Here is a 19,548-nt window from a genome sequence, read left to right as displayed (position 1 = left end):
GTCCAGTAACAATCTCAAAGGAAACCTCTTGACGAGGTTCATACAATTTACTGGCTATTCGGCACGCTGTTGAGTTCTCAAAGAACACGCGCTCATCATCACTCACCGCTCGCGCGGCTCGATCCGAGGCTTGTGGTTCAAAGCTTGTGTTGGAACAGACGCCCTGGTCGCATCGGCTCAGACGAGCCTGGACTGGGTCTTCCGTTTCGCGGTCACCCACTCTACCACGTTCGCGGGAGCTTGGTTCGTGACCTGCCGCACTCCGTTCCGGTGTTCCCGGCCCGTTCCGTGCTGACATGGAGAAAGTTACACGCACCCGAACCGGAGGTCAAATCGGGGGCGCAGCACCTCGCCACAGGCTGAAACCGCAGGTCAGCAGCCCGTGCCGCACTCGTCCCCACGCTATCCGACCCGATCCGCCCGCAACAGTGTGACCGCGATCACACCAAGACAGCACGACGGCCGCCGCCCCGCTGGGGGTCGACGGCCGTCGGGTGGAGCTGTTCGCGCAGGTCAGACCAGCACCCGCACACCGGCGGTGTTCCGCTTGCCGCGGCGGACGACCAGCCACGTCCCGTGGAGCAGGTCCTCCTTGGCGGGCACCCACTCCTCGTCGGTGACCTTCGCGTTGTTCACGTACGCGCCGCCCTCCTTCACGGTGCGCCGCGCCGCGCCCTTGCTCTCCGCCAGGCCGGAGCTGACCAGGAGGTCGACGATGGTCGGCCCGTCGGCGAGGCGGACCTCGCCCGTCGGCGCCTCGGCCATGGTGGCCTCCAGCGTCGACAGGTCCAGCTCGCGCAGCTCCCCCCGGCCGAACAGGGCCTGGCTGGCCGCGATCACCTGCCGGGTCTCGTGCTCGCCGTGCACCAGGTTGGTGAACTCCTCGGCGAGCTTCTTCTGCGCGGCGCGCAGGTGCGGCGCCTCGGCGGTCTGCCGCTCCAGGTCGGCGATCTCCTCCCGGGGCAGGAAGGTGAACAGCCGCAGGTAGCGGAGCACGTCGGCGTCGCCCACGTTGACGAAGTACTGGTACCAGGCGTACGGCGAGGTCATCGCCGGGTCGAGCCACACGTTGCCGCCGCCGGTGGACTTGCCGAACTTGCGGCCCTCGGCGTCGGTGACCAGCGGCGCGGTCAGGGCGTGCACGGACGCGCCGTCGACCTTCCGGACCAGGTCCACGCCGCCGACGATGTTGCCCCACTGGTCGGAGCCGCCGACCTGGAGCCTGGTCCCGTACTTGCGGTGCAGCTGGAGGTAGTCGTGCGACTGCAGGAGCAGGTAGCTGAACTCGGTGTAGGACATGCCGTCGCCGTCGAGGCGGCGCTTGACCGTCTCGCGGGCGAGCATGACGTTGACCGAGAAGTGCTTGCCGACGTCGCGCAGGAAGTCCAGCACGGTGACGCCGCCGGTCCAGTCCAGGTTGTTGACCACGATCGCGCCGGTGGGGCCGTCGTCGAACTCGACGAACCGCTCGAGCTGGCCGCGGATGCGCCCGGCCCACTCGGCGACGGTGTCCAGCGGGTTGAGCGCGCGCTCCGCGCTGTCACGCGGGTCGCCGATCATGCCGGTCGCGCCGCCCGCGAGGACGATCGGCCGGTGCCCGGCGCGCTGGAAGCGGCGCAGCATGAGCAGCGGGACGAGGTTGCCGGCGTGCAGGCTGGGCGCGGTCGGGTCGAACCCGGCATAGAGAGTGAGCGGGCCCGCGTCGAGGTCCTCGCGCAGGGCGGCGAGGTCGGTGGACTGCGCGATCAGGCCGCGCCAGGACAGCTCGTCGAGGATGTGCTCGCTCACGGGGAGCCATTCTCCTCCACCTGGTCAAAGCAGTTTGAGGCGGTGCCGCCGGCGGGTAGTTCGGGCGAGGGGCCCTAGTGGAAGGACCGCAGCGATGACCTACCCGAACCGCGGCCGGCGTCCCGCTGACCGTCCCACGGAGTTCATGCCCGCGGCCGAGCCGCCGCGCGCGCCGGAGCCGTACGCCCGGGAAGAGGAGATCGTCGAGCGCGGTGACGGCCGCGTGCGGGCGGTCCGCGTGGTGTGCGGCGTGATCGACGTGCTGTGCTGGGTGTTCGCGATCGTGCTGGCGATCCACATCTTCCTGGTGATCGCGGGGGCGAACCCGGCGAACGGCTTCGCGCAGCTGGTCGACTCCTGGTCGGCGGCGGTGTCGCTGGGCCTGCGCGACCTGTTCACGCCGGCGAACGCGACCCTGCGGACGCTGCTGAACGACGGCGTGGCCGCGTTGCTGTGGCTGCTGATCGGCGCGGTGCTGACGAACCTCATCACCCGGCTCGCGCTGCCCGCGCACGAGCGGCGGGTGTGGTACCGGCGCACGGTGCGCTAGGCGGTGGGCCGGTCGGGGCACGACCAGGTCAGGGGCGCTACCGACGGTCACGGAGATGTCACTCGCCCGCGCGGGGGTTTGCCCCGGCTGGTCAATTGTCCTCGTGGCGATCCCCCGCCAAGTTTGCTTCCGTGGCCAGCGACTTGCAGCGGAAGAAGACGTCCATCGTGTTCACCGCCATGGACTCGAACGGTGACGGGTTCCTCGAGCGGGCGGATTTCGAGGCGGTGACGGACCGGTGGGCGCACCTCCGGGACGGCGTCGACCACGAGCGCCTGCGGGAGATCATGATGGGCTGGTGGGACGCGTTGCGGTCGGCGTCGGACCGCGACGGCGACGACCGCGTCACGGTGGACGAGGTGCTCACCGTGGTGGCCGAGCTGGGGACCATGCTCGACCTGGTGGTGGCCACGGCCGAGTCGATGTTCGAGGCGGTGGACGAGGACGGTGACGGCCGCGTGTCCGCGCCCGAGTACGCCCGGATGATCCACGCCTGGACCGGGAACGACGCGCCGACCGACGCCGTGTTCGCGCGGTTGGACCTGGACGGCGACGGCTGGATCTCGAAGTCGGAGTTCGTGCAGCACTGGGTGGAGTTCTGGGCGGGCGACGACGCGGACGCGCCCGGCACGTACGTGTTCGGCGAGGTCTAGCGGGTCCGCAGCGCCTCGGCGCGGGTGCGGCGGGTGCCGCGGCGGTAGGTGCTGACGGCCGGCGAGTCGACCCAGAACCGCCACGGCACGTCCACCGCCACGGCCACGCCGACGCGGGGGCCGGTGCGGATGTCGTCCTCGCCGACCGGGTCGCCCGCGAGCAGCCGGACGGACGCGTCGCGCTCGGTCAGGTTCACGCCGTTGTGCGCGCGGTCCAGGCCGAGGACGCCGGTGAGCCGGGCCGGGCCCTTGGCCAGCTCGGCGTCGTTGCGCGCGGCCGGGCGGCGGGCGCGGGCCAGCTCGGCGCCGGTCACGACCTCGCCGGCGCGCAGCAGCACGGCGCCGGGGACGCCGTCGGTGAGCGACACCACGTTCGCGCAGAAGTGCATGCCGTAGACGAAGTACACGTACAGGCGCCCGGCGGGGCCGAACATCACGTCGTTGCGGGGCGTGCGGCCCCGGTAGCAGTGCGAGGCGGGGTCGTCGCCGCCCCGGTACGCCTCGACCTCCACGATGCGCACGCCGACCACGCCCTCGGGCGTGGTGGATTCGATGGTGGCGCCGAGCAGGAGCCGCGCGGCGTCGACGGGGTCGACCGCGAGCTCCCGCTCGGTGAGCTGCCTAGGCGTTGCGGGCAACGGACACCTTGTCGCGCAACCTCTTCAACTGCTCGGCGACCCGGCCGGGTGCGGTGCCGCCGTGGGCGTCCCGTGACGCGATGGAGCCTTCCACGGTCAACACGCTACGCACGTCGGGCGTCAGCGCGGGCGAGATCGTGGCGAACTCCTCATCGGTCAGCTCCTCCAGGCCGACGCCGCGGCCCTCGGCCACCCGGACGCACTCGCCCGCCGCCTCGTGGGCGACCCGGAACGGCACGCCCTGCCGCACGAGCCATTCGGCGATGTCGGTGGCCAGGGTGAACCCGGCGGGCGCGAGCGCGGCCATGCGCGCGGTGTCGAAGCGCATGGTCGCGATCATCCCGGCGAGCGCGGGCAGGAGCAGTTCGAGCTGCTCGACGGAGTCGAACAGCGGCTCCTTGTCCTCCTGGAGGTCGCGGTTGTAGGCCAGGGGCTGGGCCTTGAGCGTGGCGAGCAGGCCGGTCAGGTTGCCGATGAGCCGGCCGGACTTGCCGCGGGTCAGCTCGGCGACGTCGGGGTTCTTCTTCTGCGGCATGATCGAGCTGCCGGTGGCCCAGGCGTCGTCCAGCACGGCGAAGCGGAACTCGGCGGTGGTCCAGATGATCACCTCTTCGGCGATCCGGGACAGGTCGACGCCGATCATGGCGAGCACGAACGCGATCTCGGCGGCGAAGTCGCGGGACGCGGTGCCGTCGATGGAGTTCTCCACGGGGCCGTCGAAGCCGAGTTCCGCGGCGACGGCGGCCGGGTCCAGGCCGAGCGAGGAGCCGGCGAGCGCGCCGGACCCGTACGGCGACAGGGCGGTCCGCCGGTCCCAGTCGTGGAGCCGGTCGACGTCGCGCAGCAGGGCCTGGCCGTGCGCGAGCAGGTGGTGCGCGAGCAGCACGGGCTGCGCGGACTGCAGGTGGGTGCGGCCGGGCATGACGGCGGTGGCGTGCGCGGACGCCTGGTCGGCGAGGGCCTCGACCACGTCGAGGACGCCCTGCGCGACGCGGTGGGCGGCGTCGCGCAGCCACATCCGGAACAGGGTGGCGACCTGGTCGTTGCGGGACCGGCCGGCGCGGAGCTTGCCGCCCAGCTCGGGTCCGGCGCGGTCGATCAGGCCGCGTTCGAGGGCGGTGTGCACGTCCTCGTCGGCCACCGTCGGCGTGAAGTCCCCGGACGCCACGTCGGCCTCCAGGGCGTCGAGCGCGGCGAGCATGCGGTCCAGCTCGTCGGTGGTCAGCAGGCCGGCCCGGTGCAGCACGCGGGCGTGCGCGCGGGAACCCCTGATGTCGTACGGGGCGAGTCGCCAGTCGAAGTGCGTGGACGCGGACAGCCGCGCCATCGCCTCCGCCGGTCCGCCGGCGAACCGGCCACCCCACAATGAGCTCACGTGTTCGAATCCCTACTTCGCGGCGATCTGGTTCGGCAGGTCACGCGGTGTCGCGTGGCCCGGGTGCGGGCGGGGCGGCGGGTCCTCGCCGCGCCGGTCGGTGACGACCGCGCGGCCGCCGCGCAGCACGAGCCGGACCTCGCCGGACACGTGCCGCTGGGTGTGGTCGAGGAAGCCGTCCAGCGCCTGTCTCAGCGGCGAGAACCAGAGCCCGTCGTGCACGAGCCCGGCCCAGCGCCGCTCGACCCGGCGCTTGAAGCGCGCCAGGTCGGGTTCCAGGGTGACGTCTTCAAGGTCGCGGTGCGCGGTGACGAGCGCGACCGCGCCCGGCGCCTCCCGCGCCCACGTGGTCGTCGTGCGGGCGACGCCGGAGCGCCGGTTCAGCTCCCGGACGGCCTGGCGCATGGTGACGGTCTCGCCGTCGATGGCCACGGGCCTGCCCCGGTCGAAGGTGACGACGAGCTCGTCGGGGTCGTACGGCTCCAGCACGCGCCGGGCCTGGACCGGCAGCTCCGGTTCCGCGCCGGGGTCGACCGCGACGACCTTCAGGTCGGGGGCGAGCGCGCCGACGCCCGCTTCGATCGGGCCGCGGTCGCCGGTGTGCGCCACGGTCGTCGCGCCGTGCCGTGCGGCGGCGCGGACCAGGTGCTCGACGATGAGGGGCCGGGACAGCGCGGAGGGTCGCGGCAGGGTGTTGGCGCGCAGGGCGGCGAGGAAGTACCGGTCGGCGAACTCGTCGCGGGCGTCCACGACCTCGGCCGCGACCGCGCCGCAGGCCAGGGCGCGCCGCCGGACGGCGTCCGGGTGCTCGCCGCCGTGGCCGAGGTCGACCGCGACGGCGACCACTTCGGCGCCGGCGTTCCCGGTGAGCCGGCCGATGGCCGCCGCGGCGGCCGGTCCGCCGGAGCAGGCGAGGACGACCCGCTCACTCATGGGTTTCGCCCTGCTGGGGCTGCTGCTCCTCGCCGGCGGCGAGCGCGGTGACGCGGGCGGCCAGGTCGGCGCCGGTGAGGGGTTCGCGCGCCACGGCGAGGATGGTGTCGTCGCCCGCGATGGTGCCGACGATGTCGTGCAGCGCGGCCCGGTCCAGGGCGCTGGCCAGGAACTGGGCCGCGCCGGGCGGGGTGCGCAGGACGGCGAGGTTGCCGGAGTGGTCCACGGACACCAGCAGCTCGCCGAGCAGCCGGGTGAGGCGGGTCGTGCCGCCCTGCACGCCGCGCACCGGGCTGCCGTCCTCGGGGATGACGTAGACGGGCGCGCCGCCGTCGGGTCCGCGCAGCTTCACCGCGCCCAGCTCGTCCAGGTCGCGCGACAGCGTGGCCTGGGTGACCTCGATGCCTTCCACCGCCAGCGTCTTCGCCAGTTCGGACTGGCTGCGGATGGCGCGTTGGGCGACCAGTTCGACGATGCGGGCCTGCCGCGCGGTCCGGGTCATCGCGCCGGGTCCCTCGGTGCGGTCGCGCCGGAGCGTTCGAGGAGCCAGACGAGCAGCGCCTTCTGCGCGTGCAGGCGGTTCTCGGCCTCGTCCCAGACGGCGCTGTCCGGGCCGTCGAGCACCTCGTCGGTGATCTCCTGGCCGCGGTGGGCGGGCAGGCAGTGCAGCACGGTGGTCTTCACGCCGGTGGCGGCGACCAGGTCGGAGTTGAGCTGGTAGGGCCGGAAGGGGCGCATCCGGTCGCGGCCGTCGTTCTCCTGGCCCATGGACGTCCACGTGTCGGTGACCAGGACCTCCGCGCCGTCCACGGCCTTGCGCGGGTCCTCGATCACCTGGACCGAGCCGCCGGTCTCCTCGGCCCGCTTGCGGGCGTCCTCCAGCACCCACGGCAGCGGCTGGAACAGCGCCGGCGCGGCGATCCGCACGTGCATGCCCGCGGTGGCGCCGCCGAGCAGCATCGAGTGGGACATGTTGTTCGCGCCGTCGCCGAGGTAGGTGACGGTGAGGCCGGCGAGCCTGCCGTGCACCCGGCGGATGGTCTGGAGGTCGGCCAGCACCTGGCAGGGGTGGAACTCGTCGGTCAGCGCGTTGATCACCGGGATGCGGGACACCGACGCCATCGCGTCGATGCGCTTCTGCGCGAACGTCCGCCACACGACCGCCTCGACGTACCCGGACAGGATGCGGGAGGTGTCCTCGATGGTCTCCTCGCGGCCGAGCTGCATGGACCGGCCGTCGATGATGACCGGGTTGCCGCCGAGCTGGGCGATGCCCACCTCGAACGACAGCCGGGTGCGGGTGGAGTTCTTCTCGAAGATCACCGCGACGGACTTCGGGCCGGCCAGGGGCTTGGCCGTCATCCGGTCGGCCTTGTAGTCGTCGGCGAGGTCGAGGACTTCGGCCTGCTCCTCGGGGGTCAGGTCGTCGTCACGCAGGAAGTGGCGCACCATCACGGCTCCTGGCCTGGGGTCGGGAGGAACGACGGCAGGTCGGCCACCAGCCGGTGGGCGTCGGCCTCGTCCAGCACCAGCGGCGGCGCCAGGCGGATGACGTCGGGCTGGATCGGGTTGATCAGATAGCCGGCCTGCTGCGCGGCCGCCGCGGCCTTCGCCGAGACCGCCTCGCGCAGCGTGATGCCGAGCAGCAGGCCGGCGCCCCGCACACCGGAGATGAGCGGGTGGTCCAGCGCCTCGACGCCGGCGGCGATCTCCTTGCCGACCGCGGAGGTGTGCTCCAGCAGGCCGTCGGCGGCGATCGTGTCCAGCACGGCGAGCGCGGCGGCGCAGCACACCGGGTTGCCGCCGAACGTGGTGCCGTGCTGGCCGGGGCCGAACAGGTCCTTGGCCGGGCCGATCGCGATGCACGCGCCCAGCGGCAGGCCGCCGCCCAGGCCCTTGGCCAGGGTGATCACGTCGGGCACCACGCCGACCTGCTGGAACGCGAACCAGGTGCCCAGCCGGCCGATGCCGGTCTGCACCTCGTCGAGGACCAGCAGCGCGCCGTGCTCGGCGGTGATCCGGCGGGCCGCCTGGAGGTAGCCCTCGGGCGGCACGACCACGCCGTTCTCGCCCTGGATGGGCTCCACGACGAACGCGGCGGTCTCGTCGTCGATCGCGGCCTCCAGCGCGGCGACGTCGCCGTACGGGATGTGCACCACGCCGGGCACCAGCGGCTCGAACGGCTCGCGCTTCGCGGGCTGGCCGGTGAGGGCCAGCGCGCCCATGGTGCGGCCGTGGAAGCCGCCGTCGGTGGCGACGACCTTGGTGCGGCCGGTGCGGCGGCTCAGCTTGAACGCGGCCTCGTTGGCCTCCGCGCCGGAGTTGCAGAACAGCACGCGGCCGTCGCCGTCCACGCCGGACAGGTCGAGCAGGCGTTCGGCGAGCGCGAGCGCGGGCTCGTTGATGTAGAGGTTGGACGTGTGGCCGAGCCGGCCGATCTGCTCGGTCACCGCGGCCACGATCGCCGGGTGCGCGTGGCCGAGCGCGTTGACCGCGATGCCGGTGAGCAGGTCCAGGTAGCGGTTGCCGTCGGCGTCCCAGACGTACGCGCCCTCGCCGCGGGTCAGGGTCAGGCCGGGCGTGCCGTAGTTGTTCATCATGGCGGCCTGCCACCGCCGCTGGTGCTCGCTCATGCCTCGTCCTCCCCAGTCGGGTCGCCGACCTCGCCGGCGGTGACCATCGTGCCGACGCCCTCGGACGTGAAGACCTCCAGCAGCACCGAGTGCGCCAGCCTGCCGTCGATCACGTGCGCCTCGGGCACGCCGCCGCGCACGGCGCGCAGGCACGCCTCCATCTTCGGCACCATGCCGCTGTCCAGGTCCGGCAGCATCTTCTCCAGCCGCTCGGCGTCCACCCGGTGCAGCAGCGAGTTCCGGTCCGGCCAGTCCGCGTACAGGCCCTCGACGTCGGTGAGCACGACCAGCTTCTCGGCCTTGAGCGCCACCGCCACCGCGCCCGCCGCCGTGTCGGCGTTGACGTTGTGGACCACGCCGTCGGCGTCCGGCGCGACCGTGGACACGACCGGGATGCGGCCCGCGCGCACGATGTCGAGCACCGCGTCGGGGTTGACGTCGACGATGTCGCCGACCAGGCCGATGTCGACCGGCTCGCCGTCCACCAGGGCCGACCGCCGGGCCGCGGTGAGCAGGTGGGCGTCCTCGCCGGACAGGCCGACCGCGAACGGGCCGTGCGAGTTGATCAGGCCGACCAGCTCGCGCTGCACCTGGCCGACCAGGACCATGCGGACCACGTCCATGGCCTCCGGCGTGGTGACGCGCAGGCCGCCGCGGAACTCGCTGGCGATGCCGAGCCTGGTGAGCATCGCGGCGATCTGCGGCCCGCCGCCGTGCACCACGACCGGGTGCAGGCCCGCGAGCTTGAGGAACACCATGTCCTGCGCGAACGCCCGCTTGAGCCCGTCGTCCACCATGGCGTTGCCGCCGTACTTGACGACCACGATCGCGCCGCGGAACCGCTGGAGCCACGGCAGGGCCTCGATCAGGATCCCGGCTTTCTCCTGTGGCGTGCTCACGAGCTGTACGCGCTGTTCTCTTCGACGTAGGCGTGGGACAGGTCCGTGGTGAGCACGGTGGCCGTGCCGTCGCCCAGGCCCAGGTCGACCACGATGTCCACGTCGCGGCCGGACAAGTCGGCCTCGCTGCGGTCGGCGGCCTTGTGGCCGTCGGCGAACAGGGTGACGCCGTTGATCGCGATGCCGAGCTTGTGCTGGTCGACGGTCGCCGGTGAGCGGCCGACGGCCATCGCGATGCGGCCCCAGTTCGGGTCCGAGCCGAACAGCGCGGTCTTGACCAGGTTGTCCTCGGCGACGGTCTTGGCGACCACCAGGGCCTCGGCTTCGCTCAGCGCGCCGTTGACCGTGATCGAGACCTCCTTGGTGACGCCCTCCGCGTCGCCCTGGAGCTGCTTGACCAGGTCCTTGGCCACGGCGGTGAGCACCTCGGCGAACTCCTCGGCGGTCGGCGCGACGCCGGACGCGCCGGAGGCGAGGAGCAGGACCGTGTCGTTGGTGGACGTGCCGCCGTCCACGTCGAGCCGGTCGTAGGTCTTGGCCGTGGCCGCGCGCAGCGCCGCGTCCAGGGCGTCGCCGTCCACCACCGCGTCGGTGGTGAGGACGCTGAGCATCGTGGCCATGTTCGGCGACAGCATGCCCGCGCCCTTGACGAACCCACCCACGGACCAGCCGTCGGGGTGGGCGAGCCAGGACTGCTTGGGGCGGGTGTCGGTGGTCATCACGGCGGTGGCGGCGTCCAGGCCCGCGCGGTCGCCCGCGGCCAGCTCCTGGGCGGCCTTCTCCACGCCCGCCTTGAGGTTGTCCATCGGCAGCCGCTCGCCGATCAGGCCGGTGGAGCACACCGCGACCTCGATCGCGCCGACGCCGAGCACCTCGGCGACCTTCTCGGCGGTGGCGTGGGTGTCCTGGAAGCCCTCGGGGCCGGTGCACGCGTTCGCGCCGCCGGAGTTGAGCACGACGGCGCGCAGCCTGCGCTCCTTGAGCACCTGCTGCGACCACAGCACCGGCGCGGCCTTCACCTGGTTGGTGGTGAAGACGCCGGCGGCGGCCTGGCCGGGGCCTTCGTTGACGACCAGCGCCAGGTCGAGCGCGCCGGACTCCTTGATGCCGGCCGCGACGCCCGCGGCCTGGAAGCCCTTCGGCGCGGTCACGCCCCGGTGGCGATCGGGCGTGGACAAGCCGGTGGTCTCGCGGTTCACGGGGCTACTCCCACGGTGGACAGGCCGGTGGTCTCCGGCAGGCCGAGTGCCAGGTTCATGCACTGCACCGCCGCGCCCGCGGTGCCCTTCGCCAGGTTGTCGATCGCGGCGACCACGACGAGCCGGTTCGCGTCCCGGTCGACGGTCACCTGGAGCTGGACCGCGTTCGAGCCGAGCACCGCGCCCGTGGTCGGCCAGTGGCCTTCCGGCAGCAGGTGCACGAACGGCTCGTCGGCGTAGGTCTTCTCGTAGGCGGAGCGCACGTCCGCGTCGACGTCCACGAGCGTGGCCGAGCAGGTGGCCAGGATGCCGCGCGGCAGCGGCGCCAGCACGGGGGTGAACGACACCGCGACCGGCTCGCCCGCGACGGCGGCCAGGTTCTGCGCGATCTCCGGGGTGTGCCGGTGCGTGCCGCCGACGCCGTAGGCGCTGAGCGAGCCCATCACCTCGGAGCCGAGCAGGTGGGGCTTGAGCGACTTGCCCGCGCCGGACGCGCCGGACACGGCCACCACGGTGACCTCCGGCTCGACCAGCCCCATCGCGGGGGCCAGGGCCAGCGAGGACACCGTCGGGTAGCAGCCGGGGACGGCGACGCGGCGCGCGCCGCGCAGCTCCTCGCGCCGGCCGGGCAGCTCGGGCAGGCCGTACGGCCAGCTGCCCGCGTGCGTGCCGCCGTACCAGCGGTCCCAGGCGGCGGGGTCGGTGAGCCGGTGGTCCGCGCCGCAGTCGACGACGACCGTGTCCTCGCCCAGCTGCGCGGCGATCGCGGCGGAGTGCCCGTGGGGCAGGGCGAGGAAGACGACGTCGTGGCCGCGCAGGGCGTCGGCGGTCGTCTCCTCCAGCACCCGGTCGGCCAGCGGCAGCAGGTGCGGCTGGTGGGAGAGCAGCTTCGAGCCCGCGTTGCCGCCGGCGGTGAGCGCGCCGATCTCCACGTCCGGGTGACCGAGCAGGAGGCGCAGCACCTCTCCCCCGGCGTACCCGCTGGCCCCGGCGACCGCGATCCGTACCGTCATGCGGATAAGTATGCACGTTGATGCAAAGTCACTCAAATCGCTTTTCGGGGTTCCGCGCGACGGCGGACCGCCCCGCCCGCGCGATCACCAGGTGACGCGCAGCGACGAGAGCCCGTAGACGACCGCCTCCGGCCGGTAGTCCGGCTCCGGGTCGACGGTGCGCAGCCCCGGGAACCGGCGCGCCAGCGCGGCGAACGCGATCCGCATCTCCATCCTGGCCAGCGGCGCGCCCAGGCAGTGGTGCACGCCGTGGCCGAACGCGACGTGGCTGCCCGCGGCGCGGGTGACGTCCAGCCGTTCCGGGTCCGGCACGAGCGCGGGGTCGCGGTTGGCCGCGGGCAGCGCGCACACGACCAGCTCGCCGGGCCCCAGCGCGTGGCCGCCCAGCTCGACGTCGGTCGTGGTGACCCGCGGCACGCCGGTGTGCACGACGCTCAGCCACCGCAGCAGCTCCTCCACCGCGGCGGCGGCGCGGTCCGGTTCCTCCCGCAGCAGCCGGAACTGCGCGGGGTGGCGCAGCAGGGCGAGCGTGCCGAGGCCGAGCATGTTGGCCGTCGTCTCGTGCCCGGCCAGCAGCAGCAGGTCCGCCATGCCGACCAGCTCGCGGTCGGTGAGGTCGGCGGTGGTGTCGCGGACGAGCATGCCCAGCAGGTCGTCCCCCGGCTCCCGCCGCGCCCGCGCGACGAGCCGCGCCAGGTAGTCCTTGGCCTCGAACTGCACCGCGACCCGCTCGTCGAACGACAGCGTCATGTCGAAGTAGCGGGCGTAGCGGGCCTGGAACGCGTCCCGGTCCTCGGCGGGCACGCCGAGCAGCTCGCAGATCACCAGCGCGGGCACCGGCAGGGCGAAGTCGGGCACGAGGTCGGCCGGCGGGCCCTGGCGCTCGATCGCGTCGAGGTGGTCGCGCACGATCTCGTGCACGCGCGGTTCGAGGCGGCGCATCCGGCGGACGGTGAACTCCGGCGCCAGCAGCCTGCGCAGCCGGGTGTGCTCCGGCGGGTCGAACACGAGCAGGTTGCCCGGCCGCGCGGCGGCCAGCTCCTCCTCGGACAACGCGGGCGCGCCGGGCACGAGGTGCGGCGCGGAGTTGCCGAACCGCAGCGGGTCGCCGTAGACCCGCCGGACGTCCTCCACCCGGGTGACCAGCCACACCGGGACGCCCAGCGCCGAGTCGACCCGGACCACCCCCTCCCGGTCGCGGACCTCCGCGATCGCCGGATCCGGGTCGAAGCCGACCCGGCGCATGTAGAGGGGCATCGCGGCCATGCCGGTCTCCCGCCGTAGGGGTCCGGAAAACGGTAGCCCCGCACGGGAGTGGTGCGGCAGCCTTCAGCCGAGTGAGTCGCCGACTACCGAAGGTGAGCGCGGGATGGCCGACCGACTGCGGGCCGTGATCTTCGACTGGCGGGGGACGCTGGTGCTCGCGCCGACGTTCCGGAGGTGGGTGGCGGAGGCGTTGCGCCGGATCGGCCGCGCCGCCGACGGGGCCCCCGAGGTGGCGGCGGCCCTCGCCCGCGCGAGGCTCGACGTGCCGGGCGTGGACGCCGACGCCGACCTGCACCGGCGGACGAGCTACGCGGCGTTCCGGGACGCGGGGCTGGACGCGGAGCTGGCGGACTCGCTGTACGCGGTCGACCGCGACCCCGCGTTCACCCCGTTCGCGGTGGACGCCGCCCCGACGTTGCGGGCACTGCACGCGCACGGCGTCCGCATCGGGGTGTTGAGCGACATCCACTTCGACCTGCGGCCCGCGTTCGCCGACCTGCCGGTCGACTCCTTCGTGCTGTCGTTCGAGCACGGCGTGGTGAAGCCCGACCCGGCGATCTTCCGGATCGCGCTGGACGAGCTCGGCGCCGCGCCCGCCGCGACGCTCATGGTCGGCGACCGCGCCACGCACGACGGCGCGGGCGTCGCCGCGGGCATGCCGACGCTGCTCGTGCCGCCGCTGATGGACGTCCGGGACGCGCGGCTGCACCTGGTCACCCGGCTGCTGCTCGACGGCCCCGGCTAGGACCCGAACCGCTCCAGCGCGCGGATCTTGTTCGTCGCGTCCAGCGCGGCCACCTTGTACGCCTCGGACAGCGTCGGGTAGTTGAAGACGGTGTCCACCAGGTAGTCGACCGTGCCGCCGCACGCCATGACCGCCTGGCCGATGTGCACGAGGTCGGTCGCGCCGGTGCCGAACAGGTGCACGCCGAGCAGCTTGCGGTCCACAGTGGACACCAGCAGCTTGAGCATGCCGTAGGCGTCGCCGACGATCGAGCCCCGCGCCAGCTCCCGGTACCGCGCGAGCCCCACCTCGTAGGGCACGGCGGACGACGTCAGCTCGGCCTCCGTGGCGCCGCAGTACGAGATCTCCGGGATGGTGTAGATCCCGATCGGCTGCAACGCCGACAGCTCGCGCGCCCGCTCGCCGAACGCGTGGTAGGCGGCGAGCCTGCCCTGGTCCATCGACGTGGCGGCCAGCGCCGGGAAGCCGATCACGTCGCCGACCGCGTAGATGTGCTCGACCGCCGTGCGGTAGTGCTCGTCCACCGACAGCCGGCCGCGGTGGTCGGCCTCCAGTCCCGCGTTGTGCAGGTCCAGCGCCTCGGTGTTGCCCTGGCGGCCCGCCGAGTACATGACCGCGGCGGCCGGGATGCGCTTGCCGCTGGCCAGCGTGGTGACCGTGCCCGTCTCGGACACGTCCACGTTCACGACCTTCTCGCCGAACCGGAACGTCACCGCCAGGTCGCGCAGGTGGAACTTCAGCGACTCCACGATCTCCGGGTCGCAGAAGTCGAGCATCCGCTCCCGCTGCTCGACCACGGTCACCCGGCTGCCCAGCGCGGCGAACATCGACGCGTACTCGATGCCGATCACGCCCGCGCCCACGACCACCAGGGACGACGGGATCTCCTCCAGCGCCAGCACCTCGTCGGAGTCCAGCACCCGCACCTCGTCGAAGTCCACCTGGTCCGGCCGCGCGGGCCGGGTGCCGGTGGCGATCACGACGTGGCCCGCGGTGACGGTGTGGTGCTCGCCGCGCTGCGTGCCGTCCACCGCGATCGTGTGCGGGTCGACGAACCGGGCCGTGCCCTGGAGCAGGTCGATGTGGTTGCGGTGCAGCTGGGCGCGCACGACCTGGACCTCGCGGCCGATCACGTGCTGCGTGCGGGCGAGCAGGTCGGAGATGGTGATGTCGTTCTTGACCCGGTAGCTCGCGCCGTACAGGTCGCGCTGGCTCATGCCCGTCAGGTACAGGACCGCCTCGCGCAGCGTCTTCGAGGGGATGGTGCCGGTGTTCACGCAGACGCCGCCCACCATGTCGGCCCGGTCCACGATCGCGACCCGCTTGCCCAGCTTCGCGCCCGCGATCGCGGCCTTCTGCCCGCCGGGGCCCGACCCGATCACGACCAAGTCGTAGTCGTACGCGCTCATGCCGGAAGCCTCGCACACCGGGGCGGCCCGCGGTGGTTTTCGGGACGGACCCGCCGGACGTCCGCTAGACGCGGGCCGCCCGCCCCGAGTACGTCAGCGGGAACACCAGGTCCGTGCACGCGTCCGGCACGTCGTGCGCGATCCGCACGACCATCTCCACGTCGACCGACCCCGCCGGCGGGATGGTGACCGGCTCCGCCATCGGCGCCACGGCCAGCACGCCGGCCGGGCAGCCCGGCACCGGGTTGCCCGCCTCGTCCAGCGGCTCGCCCGGCTGCGCCTGCAACGTCAGCACCACGATCTCCACGCTGTTCGGGTTCGACAGCCGCACCAGCCGCGCGCCCTCGCTGCCGGGCGTCAGCTCGACCGCGCCGCCCGACACGTCGTTGATCTCGAACGACTGCAGGTCCGACACCTCGCCGCCGCTGACCGCGTACGCCATCGCGGGCAGTTCGGGTTCCGGCCAGGTCAGGTGCATGGCAGCGACCACGGCGGCGCCCACGCCGAGGATGGTCATGGCGACGGCGACTTCCATCCGCGGGCCCAAGCTGCGCATGAGGCAACCTCACTAGATTGCATGCTCCAGGCGGTGGGTTCGCCGCTAGCTCCCCGTCGGACCGGCGACCAGACTCGCCCGGCGGTTCATCGCTTCGCCCCTCGGCCCAGCGGGCCGCGACGCCAATCTTGGAGAACGTTCAACCTGTGCGCAAGGACCAAGCCGGCCCGGAAAGACAGGTCTTTGGGCCTCTTGACACGTCACTCAACGCGTTCTGAACTGCACGTTCACCGTTGCCCCACCGTCCGGTCGTTCACCCGGACGGCGTAAACCCGGACCCGCACCAGTGCGGGTCCGGGACACCGCGTCACGCTCTCAGCACCGCGCCGAACCGCTCGGCCGCGGCGGCCACGGCCGCGTCCCGCGCCGCCGTCGCCTCGTCCACGGTCAGGGTGCGGTCCGGCGCGCGGAACCGCAGCGAGTACGCCAGCGAGCGCTTGCCCTCGCCGACCTGGTCGCCGGTGTAGACGTCGAACAGCCGGATGTCCTCCAGCAGCGCGCCGCCACCGCCGCGCAGCACCCGCGCCACCTGCTCGGCGGGCACGTCCTCCGGCACGACCACGGCCACGTCCAGCAGCACCGGCGGGTACGCCGACACCACCGGCGCGGGCCGGTTGTCGCTCAACGGCAGCGCGTCCAGGTCCAGCTCCATCGCCACGGTCCGCTTCGGCAGCCCCAGCGCCTCCACGACCTTCGGGTGCAGCTCGCCCGCGTGCCCCACCGGCCAGTCGCCGACCCGCAGCTCGGCGCACCGGCCCGGGTGCCACGGCGCGAGGTCGGAGGCGACCACGGTCAGCTCCACCCCGTACGCCTGGCCGACCAGCCGCGCGGCCTGCACCGCGTCCGCCCAGTCCGCCTGCCGGCCCTTGCCCCACCAGCCCGCCTGCTCGCGGTTGCCCGCCAGCACGGCCGCCACGTGCACCGGCTGCTGCGGCAGCGCCGCCAGCAGCGACGCGACCTGCGCGTCCGACGGCCGTTCGCCGACGCCGACCTGCGGCACGGGCACCTGCTGCGTGCGGGGCAGCGTCACCTGAGCGATCGCGTAGACCGCCAGGTCCTTCTGGCCGCGGGCCAGGTTGCGCTGCACGGTCTCCAGCAGCCCCGGCACCAGCGTGGTGGCCAGCGCGTGCTTGTCCGCCTCCAGCGGGTTGAGCACGCTCACCGTGTTGCGCCGCACGTCGCCCTCGGGCAGGCCCAGCGCGTCGAACACCGACGGCGCGACGAACGGGAACGGCTTGACCTCGACGAACCCGTGCTCGGCCAGCGCGCGCGACACCGTGCGGCGGCGGCGCTGCTGCTCGGTCAGCCCGCGACCGGCCGGGGCGGGCGGCAGCGTGGACGGGATCGTGTCGTAGCCCTCCAGCCGCAGCACCTCCTCCACCAGGTCGGCGGGCTGGGTCAGGTCCGCGCGCCACGTCGGCGGCACCGCGGTGACCATCGTCGTGCCGTCGTCGCCCGTGGTGACCTCGACCTGGCAGCCGATCTGGCCCAGCCGCCGCGCGGTCGCGCCGCGGGCGTAGTTCACGCCCGCGACCCGGTCGGGCAGGTTGATCGGCATCGTCACCGGCTTGGGCTGCGCGGGCGTGCCCACGTCCGTGCGGCCGGGCTTGATGCTGCCGTCGCCCAGCATGTCCAGCAGCCGGGCCGCGCGCTCCAGCGCCACCGGCGCCAGCGCCGGGTCCACCGTGCGCTCGAACCGCTTCGCCGCCTCGCTGGGCAGCTTGTGCCGCCGCACCGTGCGGGCGATGGACGCCGGGTCCCAGTTCGCCGCCTCCAGCAGGATGTCCGAGCTGCCGTCGCCGACCTCGGTGCTCGCGCCGCCCATCACGCCGGCCAGCGAGATCACGCCGCTGTCGTCGGCGATCACCACGTCGTCCGGGTCGAGCGCGCGGACCTGCTCGTCCAGCGTGGTCAGCTTCTCGCCGGCCGCCGCGCGCCGCACCACCAAGCCGCCCTGGACCTTCGCCGCGTCGAACGCGTGCAGCGGCTGGCCCAGCTCCAGCATCACGTAGTTGGTGACGTCCACCGGCAGCGAGATCGACCGGATGCCCGCCAGCATCAACCGCCGCCGCATCCACCACGGCGTCGGCGCGGTCGGGTCGACGCCGCTGACGCGGCGGGCCACGAACCGCGAGCACACCGCCGGGTCCTCGATGCGGACCGGCAGCACGTCGCCCTCGCCCTCGGGCACCTCGACCGCGCCGGGGTCGCGGTAGGGCACGTCGAACGCGCACGCCAGCTCACGCGCCAAGCCGCGCACCGAGAACGCGTAGCCCCGGTCGGGAGTGGGCGCGACCTCGATCACCGTGTCGCCCAGGCCCAGCAGCTCGACCGCGTCGTCGCCGGGCTGCGCGGTGCCGCTGGGCAGCACCATGATGCCCGAGTGGTCGTCGCCCAGGCCCAGCTCGCGGGCCGAGCAGATCATGCCCTCGCTGGTCCGGCCGTAGGTCTTGCGGGCCGAGATGGCGAACCCGCCGGGCAGCACCGCGCCGGGCAGCGCCACCACGACCGTGTCGCCCTCGCGGAAGTTCGACGCGCCGCAGACGATGCCGTTGACCTGGTCCGGGCCGACCTCGACCCGGCAGAAGCGGATCGGCTTCTTGAACCCGGTCAGCTCCTCGACCTCCACCACGCGACCCGCCACCAGCGGGCCGGTGACGGCGTCGAGCGCGTGGACGTCCTCGACCTCGATGCCGATCCGCACGAACGCCTCGGCGACCTGCTCGGGCGTGGGCGTCTCGGCGAACTCGAGGTTCTCGACCAGCCAGGTAACCGGAATGCGCACCGGTCAGGCCTCCGTTCCGAATGGCTGGGTGAAGCGGACATCGCCTTCGACCATGTCCCGCATGTCGGGCAGGCCGTTGCGGAACTGCAGGGTGCGCTCCAGGCCCATGCCGAACGCGAACCCGGAGTACACCTCCGGGTCGACGCCGCAGTTGCGCAGCACGTTGGGGTTGACCATGCCGCAGCCGCCCCACTCGACCCAGCCCGCGCCGCCCTTCTTCTCCGGGAACCACACGTCCACCTCGGCGGACGGCTCGGTGAACGGGAAGAAGCTCGGCCGCAGTCGGGTCCTGGAGTCCTCGCCGAACATGGCGCGGGCGAACGCGTCGAGCGTGCCCTTCAGGTGCGCCATGGTCAGGCCCTTGTCCACGGCCAGGCCCTCGACCTGGTGGAAGACGGGGGTGTGGGTGGCGTCCAGCTCGTCGGTGCGGAACGTGCGGCCGGGGCACACCACGTAGACCGGGAGGTCGCGGTCGAGCAGGGTGCGGGCCTGCACCGGGCTCGTGTGCGTGCGCAGCACCAGGCCGGAGTCGGCGGGCGCGACGTAGAACGTGTCCTGCATGGTGCGCGCCGGGTGGTCCTTGCCGAAGTTCAACGCGTCGAAGTTGAACCACTCGGTCTCCAGCTCGGGGCCCTCGGCGACCTCGTAGCCCATGGCCACGAACACGTCGGCGATGCGCTCGGCGAGGGTGGAGATGGGGTGGCGGGCGCCGCGCGGCACCCGGTCCCACGGCAGCGTGACGTCGACCGTCTCCTCGCGCAGCACCCGTTCGTCGCGCTCGGCCTGCAACCGGGCGCGGCGCTCCTCGAACGCGGCCTTGACCGCGTTCTGTGCCTCGTTCACCCGCTTGCCCGCCTCGGCCTTCGCGGCCGGCGGCAGCGCGCCGATCTCGCGGCGCGCCAGCAGGACCGGCGAGCGGTCGCCCAGGTGGCTCGGTTTCACGGCGGCCAGCTCGTCGAGGTCGGCCGCCTTCGCGAACGCCTCACGAGCCTGCCCGACCGCCGCGTCGAGCGCTTCCGGGGAGAGCGCCGCGACCTGCTTGGGGTCGTACGGGTCGTTGGCTCCGGACATGGTTGGTGGACAGCTCCCGTCACGGACAACAGGTG

At 73.2% G+C, this 19,548-nt stretch carries 18 protein-coding genes; 3 read left to right on the top strand and 15 right to left on the bottom strand.

All coding sequences use genetic code 11. The features are described 5' to 3' along the window. Positions 1 to 513: 513 nt before the first annotated feature. Positions 514 to 1,788 carry a tyrosine--tRNA ligase gene (tyrS, locus tag ACFXGA_RS14665; protein WP_378087928.1) on the bottom strand — a complete coding sequence of 425 codons (1,275 nt, stop codon included), beginning with the start codon at positions 1,786 to 1,788 and terminating at the stop codon, positions 514 to 516. Positions 1,789 to 1,882: 94 nt separating this feature from the next. On the opposite strand from tyrS, the gene ACFXGA_RS14660 reads away from it, so the two are divergent. Together ACFXGA_RS14660 and ACFXGA_RS14655 are read left to right on the top strand one after the other, a co-directional pair. Continuing rightward, entirely contained in the window at positions 1,883 to 2,338 is a 456-nt protein-coding gene (locus ACFXGA_RS14660) for a hypothetical protein (protein ID WP_378087926.1), read from the top strand. Between the two features lie 131 nt (positions 2,339 to 2,469). Next, a complete protein-coding gene (locus tag ACFXGA_RS14655) occupies positions 2,470 to 2,991 on the top strand; it encodes an EF-hand domain-containing protein (RefSeq protein ID WP_378087924.1) in 522 nt (173 codons plus the stop codon). On the opposite strand, the gene ACFXGA_RS14650 is transcribed toward ACFXGA_RS14655, so the two are convergent. The 10 genes from ACFXGA_RS14650 to ACFXGA_RS14605 all read right to left on the bottom strand — a co-directional run bounded on the left by ACFXGA_RS14650 (position 2,988) and on the right by ACFXGA_RS14605 (position 12,947). Beyond that, positions 2,988 to 3,629, bottom strand: coding sequence for a DNA-3-methyladenine glycosylase (locus ACFXGA_RS14650; protein WP_378087922.1), 642 nt, complete (start codon positions 3,627 to 3,629; stop codon positions 2,988 to 2,990). The genes ACFXGA_RS14655 and ACFXGA_RS14650 overlap by 4 nt on opposite strands. Continuing rightward, positions 3,613 to 4,956 carry an argininosuccinate lyase gene (gene argH, locus ACFXGA_RS14645; RefSeq protein ID WP_378087932.1) on the bottom strand — a complete coding sequence of 448 codons (1,344 nt, stop codon included), beginning with the start codon at positions 4,954 to 4,956 and terminating at the stop codon, positions 3,613 to 3,615. The genes ACFXGA_RS14650 and argH overlap by 17 nt, the downstream gene beginning before the upstream one ends. Positions 4,957 to 5,016: 60 nt before the next feature. Beyond that, positions 5,017 to 5,937, bottom strand: a complete 921-nt coding sequence (locus tag ACFXGA_RS14640) for an argininosuccinate synthase domain-containing protein (protein ID WP_378087921.1) — start codon at positions 5,935 to 5,937, stop codon at positions 5,017 to 5,019. Beyond that, positions 5,930 to 6,439 carry an arginine repressor gene (locus ACFXGA_RS14635; RefSeq protein ID WP_378087919.1) on the bottom strand — a complete coding sequence of 170 codons (510 nt, stop codon included), beginning with the start codon at positions 6,437 to 6,439 and terminating at the stop codon, positions 5,930 to 5,932. Before ACFXGA_RS14635 ends, ACFXGA_RS14640 begins: the two co-directional genes overlap by 8 nt. Further along, the gene (gene argF / locus ACFXGA_RS14630; protein ID WP_378087917.1) at positions 6,436 to 7,389 is read right to left on the bottom strand and encodes an ornithine carbamoyltransferase; all 954 of its coding nucleotides are present in this window, start codon (positions 7,387 to 7,389) and stop codon (positions 6,436 to 6,438) included. The genes ACFXGA_RS14635 and argF overlap by 4 nt, the downstream gene beginning before the upstream one ends. After that, positions 7,389 to 8,570 carry an acetylornithine transaminase gene (locus ACFXGA_RS14625; RefSeq protein WP_378087915.1) on the bottom strand — a complete coding sequence of 394 codons (1,182 nt, stop codon included), beginning with the start codon at positions 8,568 to 8,570 and terminating at the stop codon, positions 7,389 to 7,391. The genes argF and ACFXGA_RS14625 overlap by 1 nt, the downstream gene beginning before the upstream one ends. Beyond that, a complete protein-coding gene (gene argB / locus ACFXGA_RS14620) occupies positions 8,567 to 9,469 on the bottom strand; it encodes an acetylglutamate kinase (protein WP_378087913.1) in 903 nt (300 codons plus the stop codon). The genes ACFXGA_RS14625 and argB overlap by 4 nt, the downstream gene beginning before the upstream one ends. Further along, complete coding sequence (argJ, locus tag ACFXGA_RS14615) at positions 9,466 to 10,668, bottom strand: bifunctional glutamate N-acetyltransferase/amino-acid acetyltransferase ArgJ (protein WP_378087911.1); 1,203 nt, start codon at positions 10,666 to 10,668, stop codon at positions 9,466 to 9,468. The genes argB and argJ overlap by 4 nt, the downstream gene beginning before the upstream one ends. Continuing rightward, positions 10,665 to 11,681 (bottom strand): N-acetyl-gamma-glutamyl-phosphate reductase, encoded by a 1,017-nt coding sequence (gene argC, locus ACFXGA_RS14610; RefSeq protein ID WP_378087909.1) that lies wholly within the window; start codon positions 11,679 to 11,681, stop codon positions 10,665 to 10,667. Before argC ends, argJ begins: the two co-directional genes overlap by 4 nt. 84 nt (positions 11,682 to 11,765) lie before the next feature. Next, complete coding sequence (locus ACFXGA_RS14605) at positions 11,766 to 12,947, bottom strand: cytochrome P450 (protein ID WP_378087907.1); 1,182 nt, start codon at positions 12,945 to 12,947, stop codon at positions 11,766 to 11,768. Between the two features lie 103 nt (positions 12,948 to 13,050). Here ACFXGA_RS14605 and ACFXGA_RS14600 point away from each other — a divergent pair, with 103 nt between their 5' ends. Next, positions 13,051 to 13,692: an HAD family hydrolase gene (locus ACFXGA_RS14600; RefSeq protein ID WP_378087905.1), complete on the top strand. Its 642-nt coding sequence runs from the start codon at positions 13,051 to 13,053 to the stop codon at positions 13,690 to 13,692. Here the strand turns inward: ACFXGA_RS14600 and sthA are convergent. From sthA to pheS, 4 genes are all read right to left on the bottom strand, one after another. Then, the gene (gene sthA, locus ACFXGA_RS14595; RefSeq protein ID WP_378087903.1) at positions 13,689 to 15,101 is read right to left on the bottom strand and encodes a Si-specific NAD(P)(+) transhydrogenase; all 1,413 of its coding nucleotides are present in this window, start codon (positions 15,099 to 15,101) and stop codon (positions 13,689 to 13,691) included. The genes ACFXGA_RS14600 and sthA overlap by 4 nt on opposite strands. Positions 15,102 to 15,165: 64 nt before the next feature. Continuing rightward, the gene (locus ACFXGA_RS14590) at positions 15,166 to 15,657 is read right to left on the bottom strand and encodes a hypothetical protein (RefSeq protein ID WP_378087901.1); all 492 of its coding nucleotides are present in this window, start codon (positions 15,655 to 15,657) and stop codon (positions 15,166 to 15,168) included. A 307-nt stretch (positions 15,658 to 15,964) separates the two neighbouring features. Continuing rightward, complete coding sequence (gene pheT / locus ACFXGA_RS14585; protein ID WP_378087899.1) at positions 15,965 to 18,442, bottom strand: phenylalanine--tRNA ligase subunit beta; 2,478 nt, start codon at positions 18,440 to 18,442, stop codon at positions 15,965 to 15,967. A gap of 3 nt (positions 18,443 to 18,445) precedes the next feature. Beyond that, positions 18,446 to 19,513 (bottom strand): phenylalanine--tRNA ligase subunit alpha, encoded by a 1,068-nt coding sequence (gene pheS / locus ACFXGA_RS14580; RefSeq protein ID WP_378087897.1) that lies wholly within the window; start codon positions 19,511 to 19,513, stop codon positions 18,446 to 18,448. Positions 19,514 to 19,548: the final 35 nt, after the last annotated feature.

The organism is Actinosynnema sp. NPDC059335, from assembly GCF_042752395.1.
GTDB lineage: Bacteria > Actinomycetota > Actinomycetes > Mycobacteriales > Pseudonocardiaceae > Actinosynnema.
The sequence above is the reverse complement of the archived record's forward strand: the minus strand, read 5'-3'. Positions and strand labels throughout refer to the sequence as shown.

What these genes read in the sequence shown, in the direction of transcription:
- ACFXGA_RS14660 (WP_378087926.1), top strand. Translation starts at nt 1,883, where the DNA reads ATGACCTACCCGAACCGCGGCCGGCGTCCCGCTGACCGTCCCACGGAG.
- argH (WP_378087932.1), bottom strand. Translation starts at nt 4,956, where the DNA reads ATGGCGCGGCTGTCCGCGTCCACGCACTTCGACTGGCGACTCGCCCCG.
- ACFXGA_RS14640 (WP_378087921.1), bottom strand. Translation starts at nt 5,937, where the DNA reads ATGAGTGAGCGGGTCGTCCTCGCCTGCTCCGGCGGACCGGCCGCCGCG.
- ACFXGA_RS14635 (WP_378087919.1), bottom strand. Translation starts at nt 6,439, where the DNA reads ATGACCCGGACCGCGCGGCAGGCCCGCATCGTCGAACTGGTCGCCCAA.
- argF (WP_378087917.1), bottom strand. Translation starts at nt 7,389, where the DNA reads ATGGTGCGCCACTTCCTGCGTGACGACGACCTGACCCCCGAGGAGCAG.
- ACFXGA_RS14625 (WP_378087915.1), bottom strand. Translation starts at nt 8,570, where the DNA reads ATGAGCGAGCACCAGCGGCGGTGGCAGGCCGCCATGATGAACAACTAC.
- argC (WP_378087909.1), bottom strand. Translation starts at nt 11,681, where the DNA reads ATGACGGTACGGATCGCGGTCGCCGGGGCCAGCGGGTACGCCGGGGGA.
- ACFXGA_RS14605 (WP_378087907.1), bottom strand. Translation starts at nt 12,947, where the DNA reads ATGGCCGCGATGCCCCTCTACATGCGCCGGGTCGGCTTCGACCCGGAT.
- ACFXGA_RS14600 (WP_378087905.1), top strand. Translation starts at nt 13,051, where the DNA reads ATGGCCGACCGACTGCGGGCCGTGATCTTCGACTGGCGGGGGACGCTG.
- sthA (WP_378087903.1), bottom strand. Translation starts at nt 15,101, where the DNA reads ATGAGCGCGTACGACTACGACTTGGTCGTGATCGGGTCGGGCCCCGGC.
- ACFXGA_RS14590 (WP_378087901.1), bottom strand. Translation starts at nt 15,657, where the DNA reads ATGCGCAGCTTGGGCCCGCGGATGGAAGTCGCCGTCGCCATGACCATC.
- pheS (WP_378087897.1), bottom strand. Translation starts at nt 19,513, where the DNA reads ATGTCCGGAGCCAACGACCCGTACGACCCCAAGCAGGTCGCGGCGCTC.